Annotated in this window: 23 protein-coding genes and 2 pseudogenes; 6 read left to right on the top strand and 19 right to left on the bottom strand. The window is 36.3% G+C overall.

The window, feature by feature from the left end; translation table 11 throughout:
- Positions 1-18: 18 nt before the first annotated feature.
- Together AsFPU1_RS22585 and AsFPU1_RS09540 are read right to left on the bottom strand one after the other, a co-directional pair.
- Positions 19-195 carry a hypothetical protein gene (locus tag AsFPU1_RS22585; RefSeq protein ID WP_227873546.1) on the bottom strand — a complete coding sequence of 59 codons (177 nt, stop codon included), beginning with the start codon at positions 193-195 and terminating at the stop codon, positions 19-21.
- The gene (locus AsFPU1_RS09540; protein WP_125061090.1) at positions 192-1,445 is read right to left on the bottom strand and encodes an RNA-guided endonuclease InsQ/TnpB family protein; all 1,254 of its coding nucleotides are present in this window, start codon (positions 1,443-1,445) and stop codon (positions 192-194) included. Before AsFPU1_RS09540 ends, AsFPU1_RS22585 begins: the two co-directional genes overlap by 4 nt.
- A gap of 48 nt (positions 1,446-1,493) precedes the next feature.
- Here AsFPU1_RS09540 and tnpA point away from each other — a divergent pair.
- A pseudogene (gene tnpA, locus AsFPU1_RS09535) lies at positions 1,494-1,712 on the top strand (IS200/IS605 family transposase); the annotation flags it as partial.
- A gap of 87 nt (positions 1,713-1,799) precedes the next feature.
- Here tnpA and AsFPU1_RS09530 read toward each other — a convergent pair.
- From AsFPU1_RS09530 to AsFPU1_RS09500, 7 genes are all read right to left on the bottom strand, one after another.
- On the bottom strand, positions 1,800-2,753 hold the full coding sequence (locus AsFPU1_RS09530; protein WP_124975427.1) for a glycosyltransferase family 2 protein: 954 nt from the start codon (positions 2,751-2,753) through the stop codon (positions 1,800-1,802).
- 72 nt (positions 2,754-2,825) lie between these two features.
- On the bottom strand, positions 2,826-4,337 hold the full coding sequence (locus tag AsFPU1_RS09525) for a glycosyltransferase family protein (protein ID WP_124975425.1): 1,512 nt from the start codon (positions 4,335-4,337) through the stop codon (positions 2,826-2,828).
- Positions 4,338-4,342: 5 nt separating this feature from the next.
- Positions 4,343-5,989, bottom strand: coding sequence for an ABC transporter substrate-binding protein (locus AsFPU1_RS09520; RefSeq protein ID WP_124975423.1), 1,647 nt, complete (start codon positions 5,987-5,989; stop codon positions 4,343-4,345).
- Positions 5,990-6,107: 118 nt separating this feature from the next.
- Positions 6,108-9,041, bottom strand: coding sequence for a UPF0182 family protein (locus tag AsFPU1_RS09515; RefSeq protein WP_124975421.1), 2,934 nt, complete (start codon positions 9,039-9,041; stop codon positions 6,108-6,110).
- 5 nt (positions 9,042-9,046) lie between these two features.
- On the bottom strand, positions 9,047-9,259 hold the full coding sequence (vapB, locus tag AsFPU1_RS09510; protein ID WP_124975419.1) for a type II toxin-antitoxin system VapB family antitoxin: 213 nt from the start codon (positions 9,257-9,259) through the stop codon (positions 9,047-9,049).
- Between the two features lie 172 nt (positions 9,260-9,431).
- A complete protein-coding gene (locus tag AsFPU1_RS09505; RefSeq protein ID WP_227875715.1) occupies positions 9,432-9,770 on the bottom strand; it encodes a hypothetical protein in 339 nt (112 codons plus the stop codon).
- A gap of 39 nt (positions 9,771-9,809) precedes the next feature.
- Positions 9,810-11,192 carry a cytochrome P450 gene (locus tag AsFPU1_RS09500; RefSeq protein WP_124975415.1) on the bottom strand — a complete coding sequence of 461 codons (1,383 nt, stop codon included), beginning with the start codon at positions 11,190-11,192 and terminating at the stop codon, positions 9,810-9,812.
- A 149-nt stretch (positions 11,193-11,341) separates the two neighbouring features.
- Here AsFPU1_RS09500 and AsFPU1_RS09495 point away from each other — a divergent pair, with 149 nt between their 5' ends.
- The 3 genes from AsFPU1_RS09495 (at position 11,342) to AsFPU1_RS09485 (ending at position 12,067) form a co-directional block, all read left to right on the top strand.
- Entirely contained in the window at positions 11,342-11,533 is a 192-nt protein-coding gene (locus AsFPU1_RS09495) for a DUF6888 family protein (protein WP_124975413.1), read from the top strand.
- Positions 11,530-11,757, top strand: coding sequence for a DUF6887 family protein (locus AsFPU1_RS09490; protein ID WP_124975411.1), 228 nt, complete (start codon positions 11,530-11,532; stop codon positions 11,755-11,757). The genes AsFPU1_RS09495 and AsFPU1_RS09490 overlap by 4 nt, the downstream gene beginning before the upstream one ends.
- 106 nt (positions 11,758-11,863) lie before the next feature.
- Complete coding sequence (locus AsFPU1_RS09485; RefSeq protein WP_124975453.1) at positions 11,864-12,067, top strand: RelB antitoxin-like protein; 204 nt, start codon at positions 11,864-11,866, stop codon at positions 12,065-12,067.
- A gap of 312 nt (positions 12,068-12,379) precedes the next feature.
- On the opposite strand, the gene alaS is transcribed toward AsFPU1_RS09485, so the two are convergent.
- Positions 12,380-15,022 (bottom strand): alanine--tRNA ligase, encoded by a 2,643-nt coding sequence (gene alaS / locus AsFPU1_RS09480; protein WP_124975409.1) that lies wholly within the window; start codon positions 15,020-15,022, stop codon positions 12,380-12,382.
- Between the two features lie 334 nt (positions 15,023-15,356).
- On the opposite strand from alaS, the gene AsFPU1_RS09475 reads away from it, so the two are divergent.
- Together AsFPU1_RS09475 and AsFPU1_RS09470 are read left to right on the top strand one after the other, a co-directional pair.
- Positions 15,357-15,791, top strand: coding sequence for a XisH family protein (locus AsFPU1_RS09475; RefSeq protein WP_124975407.1), 435 nt, complete (start codon positions 15,357-15,359; stop codon positions 15,789-15,791).
- Complete coding sequence (locus tag AsFPU1_RS09470) at positions 15,764-16,096, top strand: XisI protein (protein WP_124975405.1); 333 nt, start codon at positions 15,764-15,766, stop codon at positions 16,094-16,096. The genes AsFPU1_RS09475 and AsFPU1_RS09470 overlap by 28 nt, the downstream gene beginning before the upstream one ends.
- Positions 16,097-16,386: 290 nt before the next feature.
- Here AsFPU1_RS09470 and AsFPU1_RS23065 read toward each other — a convergent pair whose 3' ends face one another.
- The 9 genes and pseudogenes from AsFPU1_RS23065 to AsFPU1_RS09425 form a co-directional block, all read right to left on the bottom strand.
- Positions 16,387-16,581 carry a hypothetical protein gene (locus tag AsFPU1_RS23065; protein WP_227873545.1) on the bottom strand — a complete coding sequence of 65 codons (195 nt, stop codon included), beginning with the start codon at positions 16,579-16,581 and terminating at the stop codon, positions 16,387-16,389.
- Between the two features lie 166 nt (positions 16,582-16,747).
- Positions 16,748-16,954 carry a hypothetical protein gene (locus tag AsFPU1_RS09460; protein ID WP_124975401.1) on the bottom strand — a complete coding sequence of 69 codons (207 nt, stop codon included), beginning with the start codon at positions 16,952-16,954 and terminating at the stop codon, positions 16,748-16,750.
- 101 nt (positions 16,955-17,055) lie between these two features.
- A pseudogene (locus tag AsFPU1_RS09455) lies at positions 17,056-17,232 on the bottom strand (DUF29 domain-containing protein); the annotation flags it as partial.
- A 2-nt stretch (positions 17,233-17,234) separates the two neighbouring features.
- Positions 17,235-18,374: a HEAT repeat domain-containing protein gene (locus AsFPU1_RS09450; protein ID WP_124975397.1), complete on the bottom strand. Its 1,140-nt coding sequence runs from the start codon at positions 18,372-18,374 to the stop codon at positions 17,235-17,237.
- Between the two features lie 167 nt (positions 18,375-18,541).
- Positions 18,542-20,233, bottom strand: coding sequence for an L-aspartate oxidase (gene nadB, locus AsFPU1_RS09445; protein ID WP_227873544.1), 1,692 nt, complete (start codon positions 20,231-20,233; stop codon positions 18,542-18,544).
- 126 nt (positions 20,234-20,359) lie between these two features.
- The gene (gene psbU / locus AsFPU1_RS09440; protein WP_124975451.1) at positions 20,360-20,731 is read right to left on the bottom strand and encodes a photosystem II complex extrinsic protein PsbU; all 372 of its coding nucleotides are present in this window, start codon (positions 20,729-20,731) and stop codon (positions 20,360-20,362) included.
- A gap of 319 nt (positions 20,732-21,050) precedes the next feature.
- Positions 21,051-21,533, bottom strand: a complete 483-nt coding sequence (locus AsFPU1_RS09435; protein ID WP_124975392.1) for a J domain-containing protein — start codon at positions 21,531-21,533, stop codon at positions 21,051-21,053.
- Between the two features lie 250 nt (positions 21,534-21,783).
- On the bottom strand, positions 21,784-22,266 hold the full coding sequence (locus tag AsFPU1_RS09430) for a hypothetical protein (RefSeq protein WP_124975390.1): 483 nt from the start codon (positions 22,264-22,266) through the stop codon (positions 21,784-21,786).
- 225 nt (positions 22,267-22,491) lie between these two features.
- The gene (locus tag AsFPU1_RS09425; RefSeq protein WP_124975387.1) at positions 22,492-22,917 is read right to left on the bottom strand and encodes a DUF29 domain-containing protein; all 426 of its coding nucleotides are present in this window, start codon (positions 22,915-22,917) and stop codon (positions 22,492-22,494) included.
- Positions 22,918-22,991: the final 74 nt, after the last annotated feature.

Genomic DNA, 22,991 nt, shown 5'->3' with positions numbered 1-22,991 from the left:
TTTAATAGTTAAAAGTATTCATGTTTTATCAAAAATATTCAAAGGACTTATACAAACAAAATAAATAATTCCAGTCCCCAAAAGCGTAATGACTAAACTAAAGAGAATAACCAAGCGATCATGGGGTTCATAGGTATCTGCTTCAATATCTCGACCTACGGCGAAATATTGTAAAGTAGAAAGAAATACCGTCATTGACATCCACCCGCGCCGTAGAACGGCGGGGATTCCCTTAGAACAAGCTTTCGTTGCTTGTATTGAGGGGTGGTTGACGCTTCACAGGATACTGCTACTAAAGATGTAGTCTTACGTCTTCCTCCACGTCCATTTTTAGTGTCCGATTGCCCACCGGCCACTTTTAAAATATTTTTTGAAGCGTTAACATCACGGTCGTGAACTGTGCCACAATTTAAGCACGTCCATTCTCGGATATTTAACTCTTTTTTACCGCCTTTAAAACCACAACAAGAACACACTTGGCTAGTAGGTTCCCATCGGTCAATTACCCTAACGTCTCGTCCATACATTTCTCCTTTAGCTATTAGCATAGTCCTAAAACTACGCCATCCCAGATCTGAAATAGTACGGAAAAGCTTACGATTTTTAATCATTCCACTAACGTTTAAATCTTCTAAAGCTATCAGTTGGTTTTCCTGAATTAGTTTAGTAGATAATTTATGCAGAAAATCAGTTCTAATGTCAGTTATTTTTGCGTGTAATTTAGCTACCTTTTTTCTAGCTACTTCACGTCTTTTACTCCCCTTCTGGGAGCGTGATAGGTTTCTTTGAAGCTTTCTTAAACGCTTAAGGTTAGATTTTAAAGGTTTGGGTGCTTTAATTTTTTCACTATTACTTAATGTAGCAAAATCAATGATACCTAAATCTACTCCTATTGAGTTATTATTAAGTGTTAATGGAATAGGATTAACTTCACAGACAAAACTCAAGAAATATCTATCAGCACTGTCTTTAACTACGGTTACAGACAATGGTTCAGACGGTAATTTTCTAGACCAGATTATTTTTAACTTACCTATTTTAGCTAGGTAGACATTGTGCTGGTTAACCTTAAAGCCATTATTAGTAAATTTAGCAGATTGTTTAGATTTACGACTTTTAAACTTCGGAGGTTTAACCTTTTTGCCTTTTCTTTTTCCTGTACAGGAATTAAAAAAGTTCTTAAAAGCTACATCTAAATCCCTAAGACTTTGTTGCAAAGGAACAGCAGAAACCTCACCTAACCAAATCTTTTCTTCAGTCTTTTTAAGGCTCGTTAACCGACTAGAAAGTTGCTTGCTATCTGGTTTTTTCTTCCCCTCCCGATACTCTTGTTGGCAATGAGCTAAAGCATCATTCCAAACCACCCGACAACACCCAAACAATTGAGACAAAAGCCTCTTTTGTTGGTCTGTCGGATAGATTCGATAGTGATATCTTAGCTTCATGAGATATACTAAATAGGTCTGTGTATATATTAACCAAGGTCAGTAAGAATGTCAAGCAATCTCCGTAAAGAACGTCATAGCGTTTCAGACTTAAAGATTCACTTGATCTGTGTCACCAAGTACAGACGCAAGGTGTTTACGGAGATTGCTTTAATTGAAAAATCTTTTAAAGAAGTGGCATCAAAAATGAATTTTAAGGTATTAGAATTTAATGGTGAATCAGACCATGTTCATGTCTTAATTGAATACCCGCCAAAGCTATCTATAGTCAAGTTTCAGGATTATTATGGATTACGATGTTATTTGTATTTTAATACAACTAGAGTAGATGGGAAAACATTGTCAGTAAAATTCTTATTTCTCAATATCAGAACGACGTAACCTTAATTGAATATCTTCCAACAATTTACGATTAAATGACATTAAATCAGCAATTAAACCAAACATCCATAGTTGAAACCCAATTAAGATCAAAATTGCTGCTAAAATTAAACTAGGAACGCGAGCTTTTTCGGGAGTATTCCCAAACATTCCCCAATATAATAATAGCCAACGTAAACATAATAAAACCCCTAAACTAAAAGGAAAAGTTCCTAAAATCGTAAAAAAACGCAGGGGTTTATAGGCCATAAAAATGCGAACAATGGTTAAAATTGATCGCCGAATATAAGCAGGAATACTTTTAACCAAACGAGAAGGGCGTAAAAATTCATTAGTCCGAATAGGAACAGAAGTAATTAACATTCCCTTTTGTCCTGCTTGAATAATAGTTTCTAGTGTATAAGTATACTCACTAAAAACATTCATTTGTAAAGCTGCATTACGACTAATAGCACGAAACCCACTAGGGGCATCAGGAATATTAGTATTACTAGCAATTCTGACTACCCAACTGCCTAATTTTTGCAGTAATTTTTTAGCGGGTGAAAAATGTTTAATATCTTGAATGGGACGAGAACCGATGACAATTTCTGCCTCTCCCCTAACAATTGGTTCAATCAATTTAGGAATATCTGCAGCACAATATTGATTATCAGCATCAGTATTAACAATGATATCTGCCCCTTGTTTTAGGGCTGTTTCTAGCCCAGCCATAAACGCTTTAGCTAAACCCTGATTATGCTCAAAATTAACAATATGATCGACACCACAAGCTTTAGCAACTTCTACAGTTTGATCGATACTACCATCGTTAATAATAAGCCATTCTATGATATCAATTCCTGGTAATTGACGAGGTAATTCAGATAATGTTAATCCTAATGTTGCCTCTTCGTTATAACAAGGAATTTGAATAATAAGTTTCATAGATTTAACAATTATCCGTTTTCTTCATTGTCCATTATCAATTGTCCATTGTCCATTGTCCACTGTTGACTTTTAACTGCTCCCTGCTCCCTGCTCCCTGCTCCCTGCTCCCTGCTCACTGTCAATTGTTTGTCGCCAACCCCAACGTAAAATCCAAACCCCTGAACCGACGAGGAAAAGAGCTATCATAAAGCCAACCCAGATGGGAATTCCAGCAGCAGGCAAAACCCACCACCAAACAGCCACAATTCTCAGTAAATCAGAACTGACCAAATTACCAACAGTGGGTGGGGCCCCAACATTTTTAAGGACATCTTCGACATTGGTACTCAAAGCATCTCCTACTTGCCGAAAAGCGGCTCCCCAACCATTAAATAAAGGGGCGACAGAGGGATCACCCCACAATTGTAAGGCTTGGAGTAGATAAGGGCTTCCTTTGCCTTCGAGTTCTGCATAGTACCTTTGATAGTAAGAGACTAAAGTCGGAGCATTCCAGAAAAATCCGAATAAAGTTAATCCGATCAATAAATTCCACCGTTTTTGAGGAATTAAAGCAGTCATTGCCAATAAACATGGTAAGACAGGAACCAGAAAACGAGGGCCCCAATTCCAACCCCGAAATGCCCAAAAAGAGTGCAACACCCAATAACCTAAAAAGACTCCCGCGACTAACCAAGCTTCTAAGGGTTTTGAGCGTAAAGCCCGACGAAAGCCCCAAATTGCTAAAATTGTGGGGGGACAGTACCAAAATAAGCCCCCTCCTGCTCCTGGACTTAAGAGCATACCGACCAAACGTTCGGGCATTCCCGTTAATTGTAAGCGATCGCTATCTTGTCCCGAACTAAAAATGCTTTCAAAGCGCAAATAATTATAACCTAAATATAGCAAAACCCCCATTGCTGTTCCTAAACTGGGGGCAATAATGATTCGCCAAGGATATTTTTTAAGGAAGAAATATAGAGAGAAAATGGGACCTAAAATAATGGCGGACGGTTTAGCGAGGATAGCTAGTCCCGCTAAAATACTTGCTCCTGCGTGTTCTGTGTAATTTTTACTAATGCCCCAATACAGCATCAAAGCAATAATAAATGCTAGAACAGGTTCAGCAAAGAATTCTCTAGCATAGACGAGGGCAATAGTTCCAAAAGCCAAGGCTAAACCCGCTAGATAAGCCCCTTTTTTGCTGCTTCCTAAACGTAAGGCTAATAATGTAACTAAAGAAGTAGTTAAAGCGGTTAGAATGAGCGGTAAAACTAAGGCGCAAATTGTTGCGGCATAACGGGAAGGCAAGTTTAATAAGTTCGCCAAAAATAGGCCAATGGCCACAAATGGGGTAGCTAAGAGGGAAATTAAGGGGTAACGCATTGCATAGGTTTCTCCTCCTCGTCCCACTATTCCAATGGTTCCCCCTGAAGGAATGGCAAAACTGCCTTTAGTGACCAAAGAATGGGAAACCCAAAACATTTCTGTCCCATCAATACCCCAAATTCCAGGTTTGAGGAAAGCTAAGTAAATAAGTCCTACCCCTAACCCTAGCGCTAGACTTATTTTAAAAGCTTGTTTATCTGAGGTTTCTGTATTCATTAGTTTTAAGGTTTGTGAATTGTCCAGAATGGGAAAGTTTGGCTAGGATTAATAGTGACACCATTGATCCCCCTTTGGGCAAAAGCATACTCTTTAGTTTGCCATAAAGGTATATACGGGACATCTTCGGCTAGAATTTCTTGAATTTCCCTCAAGATAGTATTACGCTTAGTGAGATCAGCTTCTGTTCGTTGTTGATCGATGAGTTTATTCATGCGATCGCTGTAATAAAAAGACCCTTGACTTTGAGATCCTCCTTCTATACACCCTTTATCTGGTGAACCTTTAGCACAGTCTAAAAAGGGATAAAGATAATTATCTGCGTCTAAAAAATCAGGATACCAATTAGATAGAGTTGAATTATATAATCCTTGCCCTACATTTTTAAAGAAGGCAGCACCCGCAATACTATTAGGTTCAAAGGCAATAGCACCGTTTAAGTCTCGTTTGGCTAAGGCTTTGAGAATAGCTGCCACTAGACTAGAATTAGTAGAACCAGAAGAATGCCAAATTTCTACAGTTGCCGGGTTTTCAGCCGAATAACCAGCTTTTTGCAGGATTTTTTGGGCTTGTGCTTTATCCTGGTTGTAACGGTTTTTAAAAACGGATTGATAAGCCTCAAAGGCAGTGGGAACAAGACTATAAAGGGGTTCACCTTGCCCTCTGAGAATGCGTTCCACAAGCAATTCACGATCTACTAAACTGGCGATCGCTTGTCGAACGGGTTTAGCATTAAGGGGGTCACTGGTGACATTTAAGGCCATAAAAGCGATAGCTGTGCCTGAAGCTTGAATTACTTGCCATTTTCCGGCTTTTTCTGCTTCTTTGAGCCGTTTAATTTGTTCGGGTAACAAAGATTTATAAGCTACGTCTACAGCTTGAGTCTGAAAGCTATTAAAGAGGTTAGCGGGGTTACTTGGATAAATTTGTAGATCAATCCCTGTATTTTTGGGTTTTTCTCCCCAATAGTTTTCAAATACATCCAATTGCACAGAATCACTGCTAAGTTTAGCTAATTTATAAGGACCAGTTCCAATGAAATTATCGGGTTTAAATTTTCCGGCCCCAATTTCATAAGCTTTAGGGGACACAGCGCAAGCCCCAGGAAAGGCTAATAGGGCAGGAAAGGCAGAAAATGGCTTTTTGAGGGTAATAGTAATTTCATAGTCTCCTGTGGCTTTTACCGTATCGATAGTATCGCTTAAGAGAAAGGACGGTTTACCCCCATTTTGCATAAACCGTTGTAAGGAAAATACCATCGCATCAGCATTAAAGGGTGTGCCATCATGAAAGGTAACGCCTTGACGCAAGGGGATGATATAAGTTAAGCCATTCTCACTAATTTGAGGCATTTTCGTCGCTAATTGGGGTTTAAGATTAGTAGTGCCTAATTCATAGGTGTAGAGAGTATCACTGAGATTATAAATGACCACAAGACCTGATAATTCATAACTATCCGCCGGGTCGATAGTACGAGGTTGCTCGGTAGTACCAATGGTAATGCGATCGCTATTAGTTTGGGAGACTTGGATGGGGGGAGAACTCGATTTTGGGTTACAGGCAACAGTTAGGGCAATAAAAAGGCTAAAAATAGTAAATAATCGAATTAATTGGTGTAATTTTTTTAAAGATAAAAATAACCGACTCATCATTATCGTGGTTTTTGAGATCAAGAATCAGGATTACTAACTTTCCCTGTACAAGCTTTTCTAGGTTAATAATAAACCCCTGGACACACTAAGTCTAGGGGGTAAATACAGAAACTAAAAACTAGGAGGGTAATTCATCAGATTTAAAAATAGACTTTAGGGCATGATTTAGGGTATCTGCCATAATAATTTTATTTTCATAAACCACAATAACTCTGACTAATGTAGGAAGACTATTTTGTTCAGCTTCTAGATATAATGGTTCAACATATAAAAGGGATTGTTCAGAGAAAAAAGGAATCACTAATAGATTGCCTTGAATGACTTTAGAACCTTGACGATTCCAGAGAGAAATCTGTTGAGAAATAACTGGATCTTGATTAATTAAAGCTTCAACTTGTTCCGGCCCATAAATAACTCGTTCTTTGGGTAATTGAATTAAGCGCATTTTGCCATAATTATTGCCATCTGAACGAGCAAAAAAACCAGCAATTAAATTATTACGGCTAGTGGGGGTGAAAAAATGTACTAAAATGAATTCTTGAGAGTCACCTGTCACACCCATTAACAGATAATAAGGTTCAATAGGCTGTTGTTTTTCTCCATAGATTTCTTGAGGAATACGCCATTGATCTTCTCGATTATAAAAGACTTGGGGGTCAATCATATGATAAGTTAGTAATCGTTCTGATTGAGTGCTAAATAAGTCTTTGGGATAGCGAATATGTGCCTTAATGCTCATAGGCATATCGCCGAAAGACTTAAATAATTTGGGGAAAACTTTAGTCCAAGTTTGAATTAGAGGATCATTCGGATCAACTACATAAAAATTAACCTCGCCATTGTAAGCATTAATAACAATTTTGACCGAATTACGAATATAGTTAAAATTACGATTTCCGGGATCAGAATAGGGATAACTATCAGTAGTAGTATAAGCATCAATCATCCAGTAAAGAGGACTTTCTGAGGCTGAATTATCAGAATTATTGACCTTGGCTGTAACTAAATAGGGATCTTTATCAAACTGAAGAAATGGGGCAATTTCTCGAATACGATGGTTAATATTACGGCGAAATAATAAACGAGTCTGAGAAGTAAAGTTATCGGTAAATAGCATTTGCCAGTCTTTAAGATAGATAGCAAATATTAGCCGTTTGAAAGGGGAACCAATTTGAATGCCACCCCTACCACTATAAATATTATAAACATTATCTTCCCCACTCGGAAAATCGAACTCTTTGACCTTCGTATTGGTCATGATGTAAGTATTAGTTAATTCCCCAAAATAAAGACGAGGATTCTCAATTGGAATGTTAGCACGAATTCCTTCACTGGAGGTTTGTAACTCTCCAGCAGCATTAGCTGTCCCGATATTTTTTACGAAATAGTAAGGAAGTCCCCCTTCATCTGCGCGGTTCACGGGCGAAAGGGTAAATCCATAACCATGAGTATATACTAAATGTTGATTAACCCAAGTTTTAGCCTGTTGAGGTACTTGAGTATAGTCAAGTTCTCTAGCGGCAATTAATACTTGTTTTTTAGCATTTCTAATTAACGGATTTTCGTCTCCTACTGGGAGAGTATAGCGATCAATATCGGCATCAAGAAATTTATAATAAAGGCGAATTTGTTGAAGTTGACGGTTAGTTTGTAGCAAGGGACGAGCATCCCATAAACGTATATTATTAATGGTTAAATGATTTTTTTCTAGGGCTTTTGCTGTTAATCTTCCCTGTGCATCTAGGGTGTCAAATTCGATTTTGTTTAAATTAAAAGCAGCCCGTGTTAAGGCAATAGTACGCTCAATATAAGGACGTTCACGAGCAAGTTCATTAGGTTCAACGATTAAGGTTTGGACAATTTCACTCCCTACTAAGGCGACAATTAGAATTAGTAAATAAATGGCAAATGGCAAGGGAGAAAAGGGAAAATGAGGTAAAGGTTTGCTATGAAGTGATCTAATAATGGTGGGTTTACCCCAAGCGGTTATGCCTTTAAATAGTAACCAAATAGCGATCCCGCTAGCTACTAATGATAATAAAGTAAGGGCAGGTAATTGTACATGAATATCCGTATAACTAGCCCCATAAGCTATACCACGAGGAGAGTATAATAATTGATAACGAGATAGCCAGTGGCGTTGTGCCATCACCGTCATGCTTAACCCACCTAAGACATATAAATGACATAATTGTTGACGAGAAAAGCCAGGAAATTTTCCTTGAGATAGACTTTTAGCTGATAGTAAATAAGTGAGTGAAACAGAAATCAATCCATAGAGAAATAGTCCCCCTAACCAAAAATCAAGTAATTTCCAGGAGGGTAGTTTAAAGATATAAAAACTAATATCATGATGAAATTCAGGATCTATTTTGCCAAAAGAAGTAGCGTTAAAATTTTGAAGAATTCTTGTCCAATTTCCTGAGATTACTAATCCAAAAACTACGCTAAAAAGTATTGCTATTATTTTTAAACCCAATTGAGAATTAATCAAAATTAACGAGAGTAAAACTCCAATCAATCCGATTTTCCCAAGATTTTGGCTAATCTGATTAATAAGTTCAGGAAGAGAATTTAAGAAAAAGGGTCTAGGAAGGGGTGGTCTAACATCAGGAAGGGTTAAATCAGGTGTCCAAACATCATAGGCAACTTGACCACAATAAAGTAACATTAAGCCAGTCAGTATCCCTAATCCTAATATTAAGGATAATAAGAGAAATAAACCAAAACTATGAGATTCAGGTAAGGTTTTCGATTTTGCTTTTAAACGTTCTCTTCTTTTAGTTCGTTTTGACGGGGTTTCTGGCACATAATCCCACTGATAACGATTAGCTTGACGCAAATTATTCAGCAAAAACCAAATAGAAAAGCTAGTAGTAATTCCGAATAATCCTAATTGCCAAAATAGTCGTTTCAAAAAGGTGTTTAGATAACCCACTTCTTGAAACCATAATCCTTGAACTACTAAATTAGAAAGTAATTCAAAAGATAGTAAAATTCCTAAAAGAATGACAATGATTTTAAAAATAGTGTAGAGTAAATGTTTGGACATATCTTTTATTCTTTCATTTCTTCTAAGGGTTCATCAAAATCATCTGACATCACAATTTTACCTTTTAAAATACCTAAACATCCTCTTTTGGTCGATTTTTGTTCTTGATTTTGTTGCAAATAACGGCTAATTAGGTATTCTGAGTAATGAAGAATTTCTATTTGCAACGCTTCAGGAAGTTTATCTAAGTTTGCTATAATCTCATTTTTTACTACCATAATTGATCTGTCTCTTTCTTTATTTTAATGTTAACTAATCTCAATATTATTAAATCAAGGTAGGATAAAATCTACCCTAATATTCTTATTTTAACTTCTCTTTAGCAACCCCTAAAGCTTTATCTAAGTTAATCGTATCTCATCCGTTCAATTAATTAGCATTTTAGCTTTTTTAAGGTTTTGCACTACGAAGTAACCAACCAATTACCCCACCCATCGTACCACTAAAGATTGAACTGATAACAGCCGTTACAAAGATCAATCCTATCTGTTTCCAGTTTTTTAATTCACCTATTTTTTCTGCTAAATCTGGCATTTTTTGCATAAAAGGTTGTTGACTTTGAAGAATTCCTTCAATCTTAGCATTACTAAGTTTCAAATCAGTAATCTCTTTGTGAATAGTATGAAATTGCTCATTTTGTATTTGTTGAATAGTATTTAACTGTTCGGTTTGCGATTGAATTAAGGTTTTTAATTCTTGAATATCTGATTCAGTAACAGTTGTCATCATTTATTCTCCTTTTACTTTGATGTTAAATCATCCCAGTATCTAACTTACTTGAACTGTATCCTTTTGGTGAATCAGAGAAAGTCTCTTTTCTTTAATCATTTTAACTCCTCTTGCGGGGGCTAAAGTTACCCCTCGTCGTTGTAATTTTTCTGGTCTTGTATCTCCTAATTTCAGTTGATAATTAGTCATAATAGTAGCTAACACTAATTTCATCTCAAATTGTGCTAAAGCTTCTCCTAAACAACGTCTTACTCCACCACCAAAGGGAATAAATTCATAAGGAGAATATTGTCTCTCTAAAAATCTTTCTGGACGAAATTCATGATGGTTAGGATAAAGATCTTCTCGTTGATGAGTCAGATACATACAACCCATTACAATGTCCCCTGGTTTAATAGGATATCCTATAATTTCTACAGGTTCTTGAGCCACTCTCGGAAAGGTTAACATTGCTACGGGGCAAATTCTTAATGTTTCGTTACATACCGCCGTTAGATAAGGAAGACGTGCGATATCCATTGCATCAGGAGACTCCCCAAGACTGGCTAATTCTTCACATAGTTTATTTTTGACTTCTGGGGTACAATGAAGCCAATACAACGCCCAAGACATAGCCGTTGCTGTGGTTTCATGACCTGCTAACAATAACCCCATCAGTTCATCTCGTAATTCTTCGTCAGTTAAGGGGTTGCCTTCTTCATCTCTTGATGACATCAATAAGGCTAAAATATCGGTGCGGTTGGGATCTCGATTAGCATGGCGATCGCCAATTTCTGCATAGATTAATTTGTCTATTTGTTGTCTTCGATGCAAAAATTTACCCCAAGGACTCCATTTTCCCCAGTCTTGTTGCAAAAAGGAGAAAAAGAGAAAGGAAGAAGTCAAAGGAGACTCAAATAATTCAGTTAACTCCCCAAATAGCTGTTTAATTTGTTGATAGCGTTCCCCTTGAGTAATGCCGAATACTGTCTCTATAATGATTTGTAGAGAGATACTTTGCATGACATTTCGAGCAAGAAACTGCTGATCTATCGGCAGTTGAGTCATGACTTCATGGGTAATACCGATGATTCTGTCTCCGTATGCTTTGAGACGTTCCCCATGAAAGGATGGCATCACTAATTGACGGCGTTTTCGGTGCAGATCGCCCTCTATTAACATAGTAGAAGAATTTCCGACAACGTGCCGTAAAATGCTATTAAATCCGCTAGGTGCGTTAAATAGTTTGCGATCGTTGGTTAAAACTTCTTGTATTGCTTGAGGATTGCTTGTCATGATCACGCGATCGCCAAATCCGATCCCACTAGCAATAAACATATCAGGATATTTAGCTTGGTTATTTTCTAAATAACTAACGGGATCAAAAATCCATTGAAAACGTTGCCAAGATGGGGAAGTTGTGGGAGTTGGAATTGTTTTCATTTTAACTCGATCTGTCTTAAACTTTTCTGTATTATAACAATTTTTTTGATTGTTTAGTTTGTATAATTATTGAGGATTAACAAGGAAAACCTATTCCTAATCCTACCTATCGTCCGATAATTTATCAAGTTTAAGATCAATATGTCATAATGGAGGCAAATATTATTTACCCAACTAATAAACAAGCTCAATGCTATTTACGAGTCTGTCAGTGGTTATCTAATAGCTACTTAGACATTCATTTATTTCGCTTTGATCCTCAAGTCGGATCTGTCTATATTTTAGCAGGTGATGAACTAGAAATTATTGTCCCTTCTGATGGAGAATGGTACTTCTTATGAAACCAGATTTTGAAAAAATGAGCAAAGCTGAACTGAAAAGCTATGTTTTAGAACATCGAGATGATCTAGAGGCAATTCGTCTGCTTTTTAGCACACCTCCTGGGGTAGAAATCAAGCGATATCCTGCTATGTTTACAGATGATGGTCAACCAATTGAAGAAAATATTAGAATTGGGGAAGAAGCTATTCAGCAAAGAATTGAACAAGAAAAGGGCAAAAAATAAACATATTTAGATTACCAATAATTATTTTGTAAGTGCGTTAGTGAAATATAATTCGCAATCAATTATAATAATATTTATGAATTACGCAAAAAATGAAGGAGAAATAATGAACGCTAAAAATTATCCTTTTGCTCAAGAATTAATTACCGATACTCAAGGTAATATCTTGAAAGTAGTCATCAATTTTCAGGACTATAAGCACATCATTGAAGCTATTGAAGATGAAGGACTTTATCGTGCCATGATGGAAGTCAAAAATGAAACTCCTTTAAGTTTAGAAGAAGCATTAACCGAATTAGAACAAGAATGAAAATAGAGTATCTTCCTACCTTTATTAAAGATATTAAATGTCTGAAAAGTACCCCAGAGATAGGGGTTTAACACTGTTCATTGGTGTCAACTTAGTTCCAAGTGCCAACAGGCTAAAGCCTGTGGCTATACAAACAAAGCCCGACGAGCGCGGACTTTTATTAAGATTAGCCTGCGTAGGCAGGCTTTGTACAGTTAACCCCACCCTTGGCAGGGTGTGGGTGAGATAATGGGACAGCTTACACCTATTGACTTTCACCTTAAGTTGACACCAATGAACAGTGTTAAACCCCTACAAAGTAGCTAGATGTTATCAACCTTTTAAGGTTTCAATTAACTGTTGTTTAGCAGTTTCTAAAGCTTCTGGTAACTTACTAGGATCTCGTCCTCCAGCTTGAGCTAAATTAGGACGACCACCGCCACCACCTCCACATATTTTAGCAATTTCTCCGACAAATTTACCAGCCTGTAACTTCTTATCTTTGTAAACTTTAGGACTAAAAGCAGCCACTAAACTAACCTTTCCTTCTTCGGGAATAGCACCCAAAATAACCGCACCTTCTCCTAATTTTTGTTGTAACCTTTCTGCAGCAGTTTGTAAAGATTTTGCGTCCATTTCTCCCATATTTGACACCAATATTTTGAACTCACCAATTGATTCTGCTTTGGTTAATAATTGCTCAGATTTAGCAATTGCTAGTTCTTGTTGAACCGCTTCTAATTCTTTTTGAGTTCCTTTAAGTTCAGACTGTAAAGTAGTAATACGATCGCTGATTTCTTCCGGTTTAATTTTAAAGCGATCGCAGAGATCTTTAACCACAGTTTCCCGTACTTTCAGATATTCTAAAACTGCTGGCCCTGCTACCGCTTCAATACGTCTTACTCCTGAAGAAATACCGCTTTCTGACATAATTTTAAACAGTCCAATTTCAGCAGTATTCTTAACATGAGTTCCCCCACACAACTCCATAGAAACCCCAGGAACATCAATCACCCGAACTTCTGCCCCATATTTCTCCCCAAACATAGCCACAGCACCTTTTTCTTTAGCTATATCTAAGGACATAATTGAGATTTCTGTATCGTGTGCTTCAGCGATCCAAGTATTAATTAAATCCTCAATTTGTTGTAACTCATTTTGTGTAACAGCACGGGGACAATTAAAATCAAATCTGAGACGATCAAAAGCAACTAATGATCCTGCTTGAGAAATAGAGTCATCAACTACTTTCTTCAAAGCAGCTTGTAATAAATGAGTCGCTGTATGATTAGCTTGAACCCGACGACGACAAGCGCGATCAATAGTAGCAGTCACCGTATCATTAACCGAAACAGTCCCCCTTTGTATGCGTCCAAAATGTACAAAAATACCCGATTCTTTTTTGACATCATCAACTCGAATAACTAAATTATCGCCTGTCAAATAACCGCGATCGCCTATCTGTCCTCCTGACTCTCCATAGAATGGGGTTTTCTCTAAAACTATTTGAATCTCAGTTCCTGCTTCAGCTTGATCAACAGTTTTACCCGCGAATAACACAGCTTCAACCTTAGCAGTTAATTGCAAGTGATGATATCCTAAAAATTCTGTCGGATGAATATTTTCTGCTAACTTATCGAGACTACCTTGTACCGTTAAATCAATAGTTTCATGAGCAGCTTTTGACCGTTCTTGCTGCTTCTTCATTTCTGCTTCAAACCCATCGACATCAACCGTTAAATTACTTTCTTCAGCAATTTCTTGAGTTAACTCTAAAGGGAACCCATAAGTATCATATAAAGTAAAAGCATCGACACCAGAAATTTGACCTTGTTTATTAGTCTTTTCGATAATTTCAGCGAGTAACTTTTCTCCTCGTTCTAATGTTTTCAAAAATGCGACTTCTTCCCGTTGTAATTCTCCCTTAATAAAGGTTTCCCGTTCCCTAACTTGAGGATAAACGTCCTGCGAAAGTTGGATCGCACTTTCAGCAACTTTGTTAATAAATTCTCCTTCAATTCCTATTAACCGACCATGACGAACGACTCGACGAATGAGACGACGTAAAACATATCCTCTATCAGTATTTGAGGCCGTAATTCCATCAGCAATCATGTGAACAACAGATCGCACATGATCACCAATCACTTTTAAAGATACCTTGATCTTTTCTTCTGCTTTTTGGTAGTTAATTTCGGCTAAATTTGTGGCTGTTTCAACAATAGGAAAAATCAGATCTGTCTCATAATTATTGGGTACTTTTTGCAGAATTTGAGCCATTCTTTCTAACCCCATACCCGTGTCAATATTCTTATTTTGCAACGGGGTTAAATTGCCATCTGCATCACGATTATATTCCATAAAAACCAAGTTATAAAACTCGATGAAACGGGAATCATCTTCTAAGTCAATATTTTTATCTCCTAATTCGGGATGGAAATCATAATATAATTCTGAACAAGGGCCACAGGGACCAGTAGGGCCAGCTTTCCAAAAATTATCTGTTTCTCCCATTCTTTTAATACGTTGAGGAGAAATACCAATAATATTCTCCCAAATTTTAAACGCATCATCATCATTTTCAAAGACACTAACTACAATGTTTTCAGCAGGTAATTTAAACACCTTTGTAGACAGTTCCCAGGCCCATTTTATTGCTTGTTCTTTGAAGTAGTCTCCAAAGCTAAAATTACCTAACATCTCAAAAAAAGTATGATGTCTGGCCGTCCGTCCCACATTTTCAATATCATTAGTACGGATACATTTTTGGGAAGTAGTCGCACGAGGGAAGTCAGGTTGCTTCTGACCGAGAAAAATGGGTTTAAAAGGAAGCATTCCCGCGATAGTCAGTAAAACGGTAGGGTCTTCGGGAACTAACGATGCACTAGGTAAGATTTGGTGTTGTTTCTTAGCGTAAAATTGTAGAAATTTATCCCGTATTTGACTACCAGTGAGAGAGGGTGCAGTTTTGGTCATTGTGGTTTCCTTGATGATGAGTCCATCTATCTATCTTTCTTTATTGTGGCATTTTTGATGCTAAGACAACGATAAAGATTATAATATATCAGTTACCATCTCATTAGTTATTAATTAATTAGTATTTTATAATTAATTTTATCCAATCACTTAAGTTATAAATGAGAAAAAATCATGAAATTAAATTATTATTATGAAACTGATTCATTATATATTAGATCTCTTGCAAAAGTAACTTAATAATTAATAAACAAGCTTCAAGTAAATTAAATTTGCAAGAATATGCTATATTGAGTACAGGGTTTACTGTAGCTGACCTTTAATATATTTCCTTATGTCTGCTAAAGATGTTGTCCATGAAATTGTTCGAGATGCTTTAGAAAAAGATAGCTGGATAATTACCCACGATCCTTTTTTTTTAAGAGTGAGTGAAAAAATAGGGATATTTATTGATTTAGCAGCAAGTAAACTACTTATAGCTGAGAAGGAAACCATTAAAATAGCAGTAGAAGTAAAAAGCTTTATTGGATTATCTGCTGTAACAGATTTTCATTTAGCAGTTGGTCAATTTCTCAATTATCGATTAGCATTAGAGGAATTTGAACCCGATAGAATTTTATATTTAGCAATTCCTGATGATATTTACCAGAACTTTTTTAAAGATAGCTTTATCCAAAAAATTATTAAGAATTACTCTATTAAATTAATTATTGTCAACCCCAAAAAAGGAGAAATTATTTTATGGAAACCCTCACCTATAAACAATTAATTCAGGATATTATTCAGAATTATGCTGACAAACATCCTCAAAATCAACCAATAGAAACCCAGATAGTTTTTGATCCTCAAAACCATCATTATTTATTATTATATGTCGGATGGGAAGGAGAAAAACAAATTTATGGTTGTCCTATTCATGTTGATATTAAAGATAATAAATTTTGGATTCAGCGAGATTTTACAGAAGAAGGAATTGCTAGTCAATTACTAGAAGCAGGAGTATCGAAGGAAAATATTGTCTTAGGATTTCGTTCTCCTTTTAATCGCCAATTTACAGATTTTGCAGCGAGTTAAAGAGTATAATAAAAATCATCCTCTATAATTCAAGCATTATAGAGATAATGATCGTGTTCTAATGACCAATCATCAGGTGTATCGACTGTTCCTATTAATGGTTCAATAACATCCCATCCATCATCATTGGTAGTTTCAGTTTCAGGTGTTATAGTTATAGTATATCGTTTTAACAGTATCTATTAATAAGTACACAAAAACCAGGAAAGGGATTTAAAATGCCTGATTTACAGCAATTACTTTAAAAAGTCTTCCAAATAATCCTGAAAGGGTCAAATAATAATTTGTCTCTAAATTTCAAGCATCAAAGCATGATAACCTGCTTGTATAAAATGGCGATCGCTTGTTAGTGCATCCCTTAGTTCCTGTTGCTGCATCACAACAAAAGAAATACAATCAGTTAACCCCCAAGTTTTATCTGAACGACTTTGATAAAATAGTAACCCACGTTGCAATAATTTAGTATCAACGCTGATGACTCTCATATTTCTAATTTGATAACATTGCTGAATAAATTGAAATGCTTCTGTGCGATTTATTCCACTTAAACCATTACCAACTTCAATTAAAACAGCTTCAGTGATCCAGACTTCTTTTGCTGATATTAAACGAGGAAATAATTGTTTTGCTTTGGTATAATATTGATCCCGTTTATTCAGTATCGTGTTCTAATGACCAATCATCAGGTGCATCTACTGTCCCTATTAATGATTCTATAACATCCCATCCATTATTATTAGTAGTAGTTGTAGTTTCGGATGTTATAGTAATAGTATAGCGTTGGTTAGGTTCCAAGTTTAAGGGGGTTTCTGGTTTTAAAACTTGACCATCAAAAATAGCAGTAATTGTTTGATTCATATTAATCCATTGAAAATTTAACCTTAGTTTCATTTTAAACTATATTCAAGGAAAATAATTAAATTCACATAAATTATTCAGGTAAAAACTCAAAATCTAACAAGCGCGTGTTTTTCACTTCTTCCCATTGCCTCAATTTCTTCAATTAAATTATCATAATCAATCTGATCAAATTGACGATTTTGTAATAAGTTAGCCGTTGTTTCTAACCATAGATTAAAGTGTTGATCATACAATTTAACTAAAATATCTTTTTGCTTAAAAGTTTCAATATTCATAATTAATTACTCTCTTTTGAATCCGAATAAGATTGCTCAACAGTTATCTCAGGAGGAGAGTTACGATTAAGAATATCTAAACGAGGTGGCATTTGCATATTTATTTGATTAACGGCCCATTTTGCTGTCTCTTTAACATCAATATCAACATCATCAATAGCATGACAAAGTAATTGACTAATTTGAGACATTAACTCATAAACCCTAGTTAAATCTCTAATAGCATTCTTACGAACTTGAGGATTTTTATCTTGTAAAGAAATAGCTAAAGCTTGATTCATTGGTTTAAGAGTACGAGCACTAATTTGAGACAAAGCTTCTAAAATTAAAGTACGTTCTTGAGAATCTGTATCAATCATTAAATCTACTAACGGTTTCATCGCTCTAGAATCAGACTTTTGCGCTAATTCCCAAATCGCTTTACGCCTTTTTTTAGGGTCAGTTTCTTTTAAATCTTGAATTAATATTTCCAGAGGATCTCTACTAGGAATTCTAGTAGTAGATTGAATTTGTAAAGCAGTTTCATTTGTTAAAACTTGCGATACAACCGTAGTATTAACTCCATTATTTTCTGAATAATCATGAGTTTCTTCAGCATCCAATTCCAAATCAATTTCCTGAACCTCATCATCCTCTTTTAATTTTTTAGAAGATTCAAACAATTCTGTTTTAGACTTATTAGGAGAATAAAAACTTAAACGGCGAAATAAGAACCAATTCATTATTCCAAGAGCAATAGTAATAATAATTAATCCTACTAATAAAACTAATAAAAAATTGTTATTACTGGTTAAAGGATTCGCATTTTTAGCTAAATAGAATTCAACATTCTGAATTGCTTGTTGAGCATAAATATCTTCAGGACGATCTTTAAGAGCTTGATTAAACTTTTCTAGAGCTTTTTGATATTCTTTCTCTTTAGCAGCGCGATATCCTGCTTTCATATAGTTTCTGTAAGCAGAATTATCCTGTTGAGATAATGAATTTTTAGCAGAATTATTGGCTCTTACTTGGGCAACTTGTGTAATTTCCCTGCCTATAATAGTTGAATTAGAGACGGAAAATGATCTGGTATTATTAGGAGTCCAGCCCAAACAAGCTAGATAGATAATTATTAATACAGTAAACCGATAGTTATTCATATAGCAAATTTTAAGTGTCTAGTATTGGGGAACATTCTGAGTTAAATGTCCAGATTTTTTTTCATCCTGTTACTTTAATTGAGTAAAGATCATTAATCAATCTAAAAATAAAGTTGGTTTGAATCTTCACTCAGTGTTATTTCTGCAATGATAACGAATAATTGTAATTAATTGACGGGATTTGTCCACCAATAATGATCCACAATTAGAGTATGTACTTCCCATTTTGGGCAAGTTTTCGGATAATCTCCTCGATAATGTCCCCCTCTACTTTCTGTCCGAAATAAAGCACTTTTCAGAATTAAATAAGCAATATCCAATAAATTTAGAGTTTCTGCACAAACTCGCAAACTCATCTGTGCCGTTAATGATTCAAAGATAACCTGTTGACCAGGCAATAAGTCAAACACATAATGACTACAGTTAAGACCAGCTAATTGCGAGCGCCATAAGACTACTTGTTCTAGAGCGGATTCTAACACAGGTTGAGTCCGACAAATCCCCGCACTTTGCCACATCAAAATAGGTAAATCCTCACGAATTTGGTTAATTAATAGCATTTCTTCTTCCCAATCTCCCTTTTCTTGAACTGGAGAAATTAGACTAAGATTAACCAGAGGTGTAGACAGTCCCTCAAGTTTGGATAATTGCGCCGCAAACACCAGACATTCTAACAAAGAATTACTCGCTAAACGATTAGCTCCATGTACTCCTGTACTGGCAGTCTCACCAATGGCATAAAGACCTTGAATGGAGGTAGAGTTATTAAGGTCTACCTCAACCCCTCCCATCCAATAATGAGCCGCAGGAGCCACAGGAATGGGTTCTTCCAAGACATTTATGCCCCATTTGCGACAAACTTGAATAATATTAGGAAAACGACGGTTAATGCGTTCTGGTTCAATAGGTTGTAAATCCAGATAAACATGAGCATTAACCGAATCTGGGGTAGTTTTTTGCAAATGGTTAAAAATAGCCCGACTAACCACATCTCTTGGGGCCAATTCTCCTGCTGTATGATATTCAAAAGCAAAACGTATTCCTTGAGCATCAACTAGATGGGCCCCTTCTCCTCGTACCGCCTCACTAATGAGAAAATGGGGGGCCCCAGGTTTAGTTAAAGCGGTTGGATGAAACTGAAAAAATTCTAAATCTCGAACAATAGCCCCTCCTCGCCAAGCTAAAGCCACTCCATCCCCTGTACTGACAGACGGATTTGTAGTTTGAGCATAGACTTGGCCTCCGCCTCCTGTGGCTAAAATAACCGCAGCAGATCGAATCCAGCTAATTTGCCCTTGATACAGCATACTAATTCCCTGACACTGCTTTTTAGTATCATCCAGCCACAATTGCAGGGCCACTGCTTGGGGGATAATCTTAATATTAGGCCGTTCTAGGACTTTTTCTGTTAAGGTACTGACAATAGCCCGTCCTGTAGTATCAGCCGCATGAAGTACACGAGGATGAGAATGGGCTGCTTCGAGAGTCATGGCCAGTTGGTCATTTTTACGATCAAACCCTACTCCCATCTCAACTAGAGATTCTATAGCAGTGGCCGCGTGATCGACTAAAAATTGCACCGCACGATTATCACATAAGCCAGCCCCTGCTTTGAGAGTATCATCACAGTGAAACTTAGGGGAATCATCAGGAGCGATCGCAGCAGCAATACCACCTTGGGCCCAATCGCTGGCCCCTGTTTTGAGGGTATCTTTAGTAATTAGTCCAACTCGATAGTGAGCAGGTAAACACAAGGCTGCATATAATCCGGCCGCTCCCGATCCTACCACCAGAATATCAAAAGCGGTAGTCAAAGAATCAGTATCAAGAGAATTAGCTTTATTGAGGGAAGATATCAAAGTAACTTTTATTTTCCTAGAAATTTTTTTAATTTTACCCTTTAGAGTAGGCAAGACCCCAAATACCATAAAACCCACATCCTTGAGGAAGTGGGTTAGCAAAATAATGACTATTTCACTGATTTTTTAGTACACACCAGGGTTTAAGCGATCATCTCCTTCAATAAGTTCACTAGAAGGAGGAGTGACAACAAACTTATCTAAATTAGCTTGTAAACGTGCTTTCTGGGTTTCACTCAGACCAGGAATCTCTAACACATCTTCTACTTGGTCATAGGGAGAGTTGTTAATGATTTTACTGGCTAAATTAGGGTAAAAGCCCCGTAATTCTCGGAACATCCGAATATTGCTATTATTTAAGTCAATTGCTTGACCAAACTCGGTGGTTAATTTCGCATCAACGGGGTTTAAGGTTTTAGCGGCATTAGCTGGGCCGACAAAAGCAAAACAGCTAACAACAAGTACCAATACAACAACAAAACGAACTAAAGATTTAATCACAGTGATTCCTCCTAACAAATTGTATTTTGCTGCTACATAAAACTGATACAACGTAGTATATTATGTCACATTGAGGTTTATTTCGGTGCTTCATCATGGACTGTCGCTTCTCACCCATGACCCAGGCTGAAACCCCAAACGCCTACCGCCTTACTAGCTAAAACTGTCTTCGGCATTTAAGAGTAAAGTTCGTGAAGGAGTCACCTTCTCTCACTGTTTTTAGTCTTTGGCTCTTATTTTATCGTAAATTTACCCTTTCTACCACAAATCCATGACTAATTTACTCTTAAAAATACTCAAAGAGTTTTGACAAGATCTATGATAGCCCGAAATGCAATTCTTCTACTGCAATTCCTATCATATCGCAGTTGGTGACGACTGAGTTAGGGTAAGCGACGTAAATCTTAAAGTGTACTTGCGACTTCTTTTCCTCGACATTTGTTTTCTTTTTGATTTCTTTTTCCAGTTTTTGTTGCTCCTCTGGTGTTAGCTGAAAAAGACTTAGTATAAATTGTGTAAAAATCTTAAAATCAACTTCAGTTGAATTCTTTTCTTGAGAATCGTTGACTTGTGTAGCACAATCAGTATTTTCACTGCTTGAGCGACTTTTTATGATCTCTTCATAAGCTAAATTAATTTCTTTTAGTTTAGCTTTTGCCTGTTTCTGTAGACGAGGATTGTATCCATAACTATATGGATACCATACCTGGATTAAATCTCTGTAAGCTTGTTGAATTTGCTCTTTTGTATCATCAGGAGAAACTCCCAAAACTTCATAGCTTTTTTTCAATTTATTCATAAATGTTTAGCTGATGGATTGGTCATATTTTCTATTCTTAAATTTCCCTAATCAATATAAAAATTAACACTTAGGAGAATTTTCATTTAAATCATAGTATTATTCAACGGAAGTTTTACATAAATGTAGGTTGGGTTGAACGATAGTGAAACCCAACGCCAGTCCCTGGGATGTGTTGGGTTTCGTTCCTCAACCCAACCTACGAAAATTCCCCAAATGTAGGGGTCAAGGGCCCTTGACCCCTACGGATCTACAGGTTTAATTTGTTTAGTAATGCCATCAGTTGTGATCGAACTGACTCATGAGTATATTCATCATCAACATGAGGCTGACTCCCTGGCTGTTGAAAATAGGGTTTTTCATCATAAATTTGACCCCATTTAAAATCAACTTGTCTCACCAATTCATATAATAATTGATCGTTGTTAATTACTGATTCTAAAATGTCTTGTAAGGCCAACAAAGGCTTATCCAAATGACTACTAACGGCCGCTTCATCTGTTGTTACCCAGGTTTGTAAAACTCCTTGTAATGCTCCTAATGAATCCTCTAAATTATTAGCAATAAAGTTATTAATTTCTGTAATAGCTTGTAATAATTTCGGGACAGGAGATTCTCCCTTTAAAAAATCGCCTGCTTCTTGACCGATTGCCTCAGCTAAAGAGAACTTTCTCCCCGCTAAAATTTCTTGATAAATCTGCCTATCTCTTTGTTTATCTGCTTCTGATGTCATTGTTTTAAAGATTGTTTGTCAAGTCAAGTCTATTTTAACTCTTTAGAGTTAAGCTATATAAACAAAGGTTGCCTGCGCAACTTATAATGGCTGTCCGCGAAGGCGGACTTCGTTTTTATAGGATAAGGCTTTAGCCTTTTAATAATTGACCCCCTACTTATAAGTCTCCCTTGCTGAAGGGGGATTTAGGGAGATCATATTTTTTGTTAAACCTGATTTATTAAATTATTGAGAATCTAATAAATCAGCAAGAGAATAAGGACAACATTGAGGTAAATCAATTAAATAATCCACTAAAATATCTTTTTTAGCTCGATTGTAAAGTTTATCTAAATCAATTTTTGCGCTCAAAGATGAGGATAGTAAATCTTCTAACTGTTCTTGGAAATTATTAATTTCTTTTTGCCAATGTTTTCTTGGATCAATATCAGGTAAATTATCTAATTTAAGACGATGAATAATAATTTGTTTAATTAAACTATTAGCCATTCGTAAATCAGTTCTGCCCATACTTTCTAATTCTTCAATTAAATTTTCTAAGTCCAGGACAGAAAACTGACGCGATCGCAACTTTTCTATGGTAGTTTCTAACCAACCATAATAATCAGTTTCGTATAGACTCGTATTTGATAGACGAGTTGGTAATATCATTTACTAAATCCCTAAATTGGCTCAATATTAAAGAAACCAGAGAAAGGACAACCTGTTTGGTTGTCCAACTTTTC

The organism is Aphanothece sacrum FPU1 (genome assembly GCF_003864295.1).
Classification (GTDB): Bacteria; Cyanobacteriota; Cyanobacteriia; order Cyanobacteriales; family Microcystaceae; genus Aphanothece_B; species Aphanothece_B sacrum.
The sequence above is the reverse complement of the archived record's forward strand: the minus strand, read 5'-3'. Positions and strand labels throughout refer to the sequence as shown.

Coding starts and splice junctions, on each gene's coding strand:
- AsFPU1_RS09520 (WP_124975423.1), bottom strand. CDS start 5,989: ATGATGAGTCGGTTATTTTTATCTTTAAAAAAATTACACCAATTAATT.
- AsFPU1_RS09540 (WP_125061090.1), bottom strand. CDS start 1,445: ATGAAGCTAAGATATCACTATCGAATCTATCCGACAGACCAACAAAAG.
- AsFPU1_RS09435 (WP_124975392.1), bottom strand. CDS start 21,533: ATGAATAAATTGAAAAAAAGCTATGAAGTTTTGGGAGTTTCTCCTGAT.
- AsFPU1_RS09530 (WP_124975427.1), bottom strand. CDS start 2,753: ATGAAACTTATTATTCAAATTCCTTGTTATAACGAAGAGGCAACATTA.
- vapB (WP_124975419.1), bottom strand. CDS start 9,259: ATGGTAGTAAAAAATGAGATTATAGCAAACTTAGATAAACTTCCTGAA.
- AsFPU1_RS23065 (WP_227873545.1), bottom strand. CDS start 16,581: ATGAGAGTCATCAGCGTTGATACTAAATTATTGCAACGTGGGTTACTA.
- AsFPU1_RS09505 (WP_227875715.1), bottom strand. CDS start 9,770: ATGATGACAACTGTTACTGAATCAGATATTCAAGAATTAAAAACCTTA.
- AsFPU1_RS09475 (WP_124975407.1), top strand. CDS start 15,357: ATGTCTGCTAAAGATGTTGTCCATGAAATTGTTCGAGATGCTTTAGAA.
- AsFPU1_RS09490 (WP_124975411.1), top strand. CDS start 11,530: ATGAAACCAGATTTTGAAAAAATGAGCAAAGCTGAACTGAAAAGCTAT.
- alaS (WP_124975409.1), bottom strand. CDS start 15,022: ATGACCAAAACTGCACCCTCTCTCACTGGTAGTCAAATACGGGATAAA.
- AsFPU1_RS09500 (WP_124975415.1), bottom strand. CDS start 11,192: ATGAAAACAATTCCAACTCCCACAACTTCCCCATCTTGGCAACGTTTT.
- AsFPU1_RS09485 (WP_124975453.1), top strand. CDS start 11,864: ATGAACGCTAAAAATTATCCTTTTGCTCAAGAATTAATTACCGATACT.
- AsFPU1_RS09515 (WP_124975421.1), bottom strand. CDS start 9,041: ATGTCCAAACATTTACTCTACACTATTTTTAAAATCATTGTCATTCTT.
- AsFPU1_RS09430 (WP_124975390.1), bottom strand. CDS start 22,266: ATGACATCAGAAGCAGATAAACAAAGAGATAGGCAGATTTATCAAGAA.
- AsFPU1_RS09460 (WP_124975401.1), bottom strand. CDS start 16,954: ATGAATCAAACAATTACTGCTATTTTTGATGGTCAAGTTTTAAAACCA.
- AsFPU1_RS09525 (WP_124975425.1), bottom strand. CDS start 4,337: ATGAATACAGAAACCTCAGATAAACAAGCTTTTAAAATAAGTCTAGCG.
- AsFPU1_RS22585 (WP_227873546.1), bottom strand. CDS start 195: ATGACGGTATTTCTTTCTACTTTACAATATTTCGCCGTAGGTCGAGAT.
- AsFPU1_RS09470 (WP_124975405.1), top strand. CDS start 15,764: ATGGAAACCCTCACCTATAAACAATTAATTCAGGATATTATTCAGAAT.
- AsFPU1_RS09450 (WP_124975397.1), bottom strand. CDS start 18,374: ATGAATAACTATCGGTTTACTGTATTAATAATTATCTATCTAGCTTGT.
- AsFPU1_RS09495 (WP_124975413.1), top strand. CDS start 11,342: ATGGAGGCAAATATTATTTACCCAACTAATAAACAAGCTCAATGCTAT.
- AsFPU1_RS09425 (WP_124975387.1), bottom strand. CDS start 22,917: ATGATATTACCAACTCGTCTATCAAATACGAGTCTATACGAAACTGAT.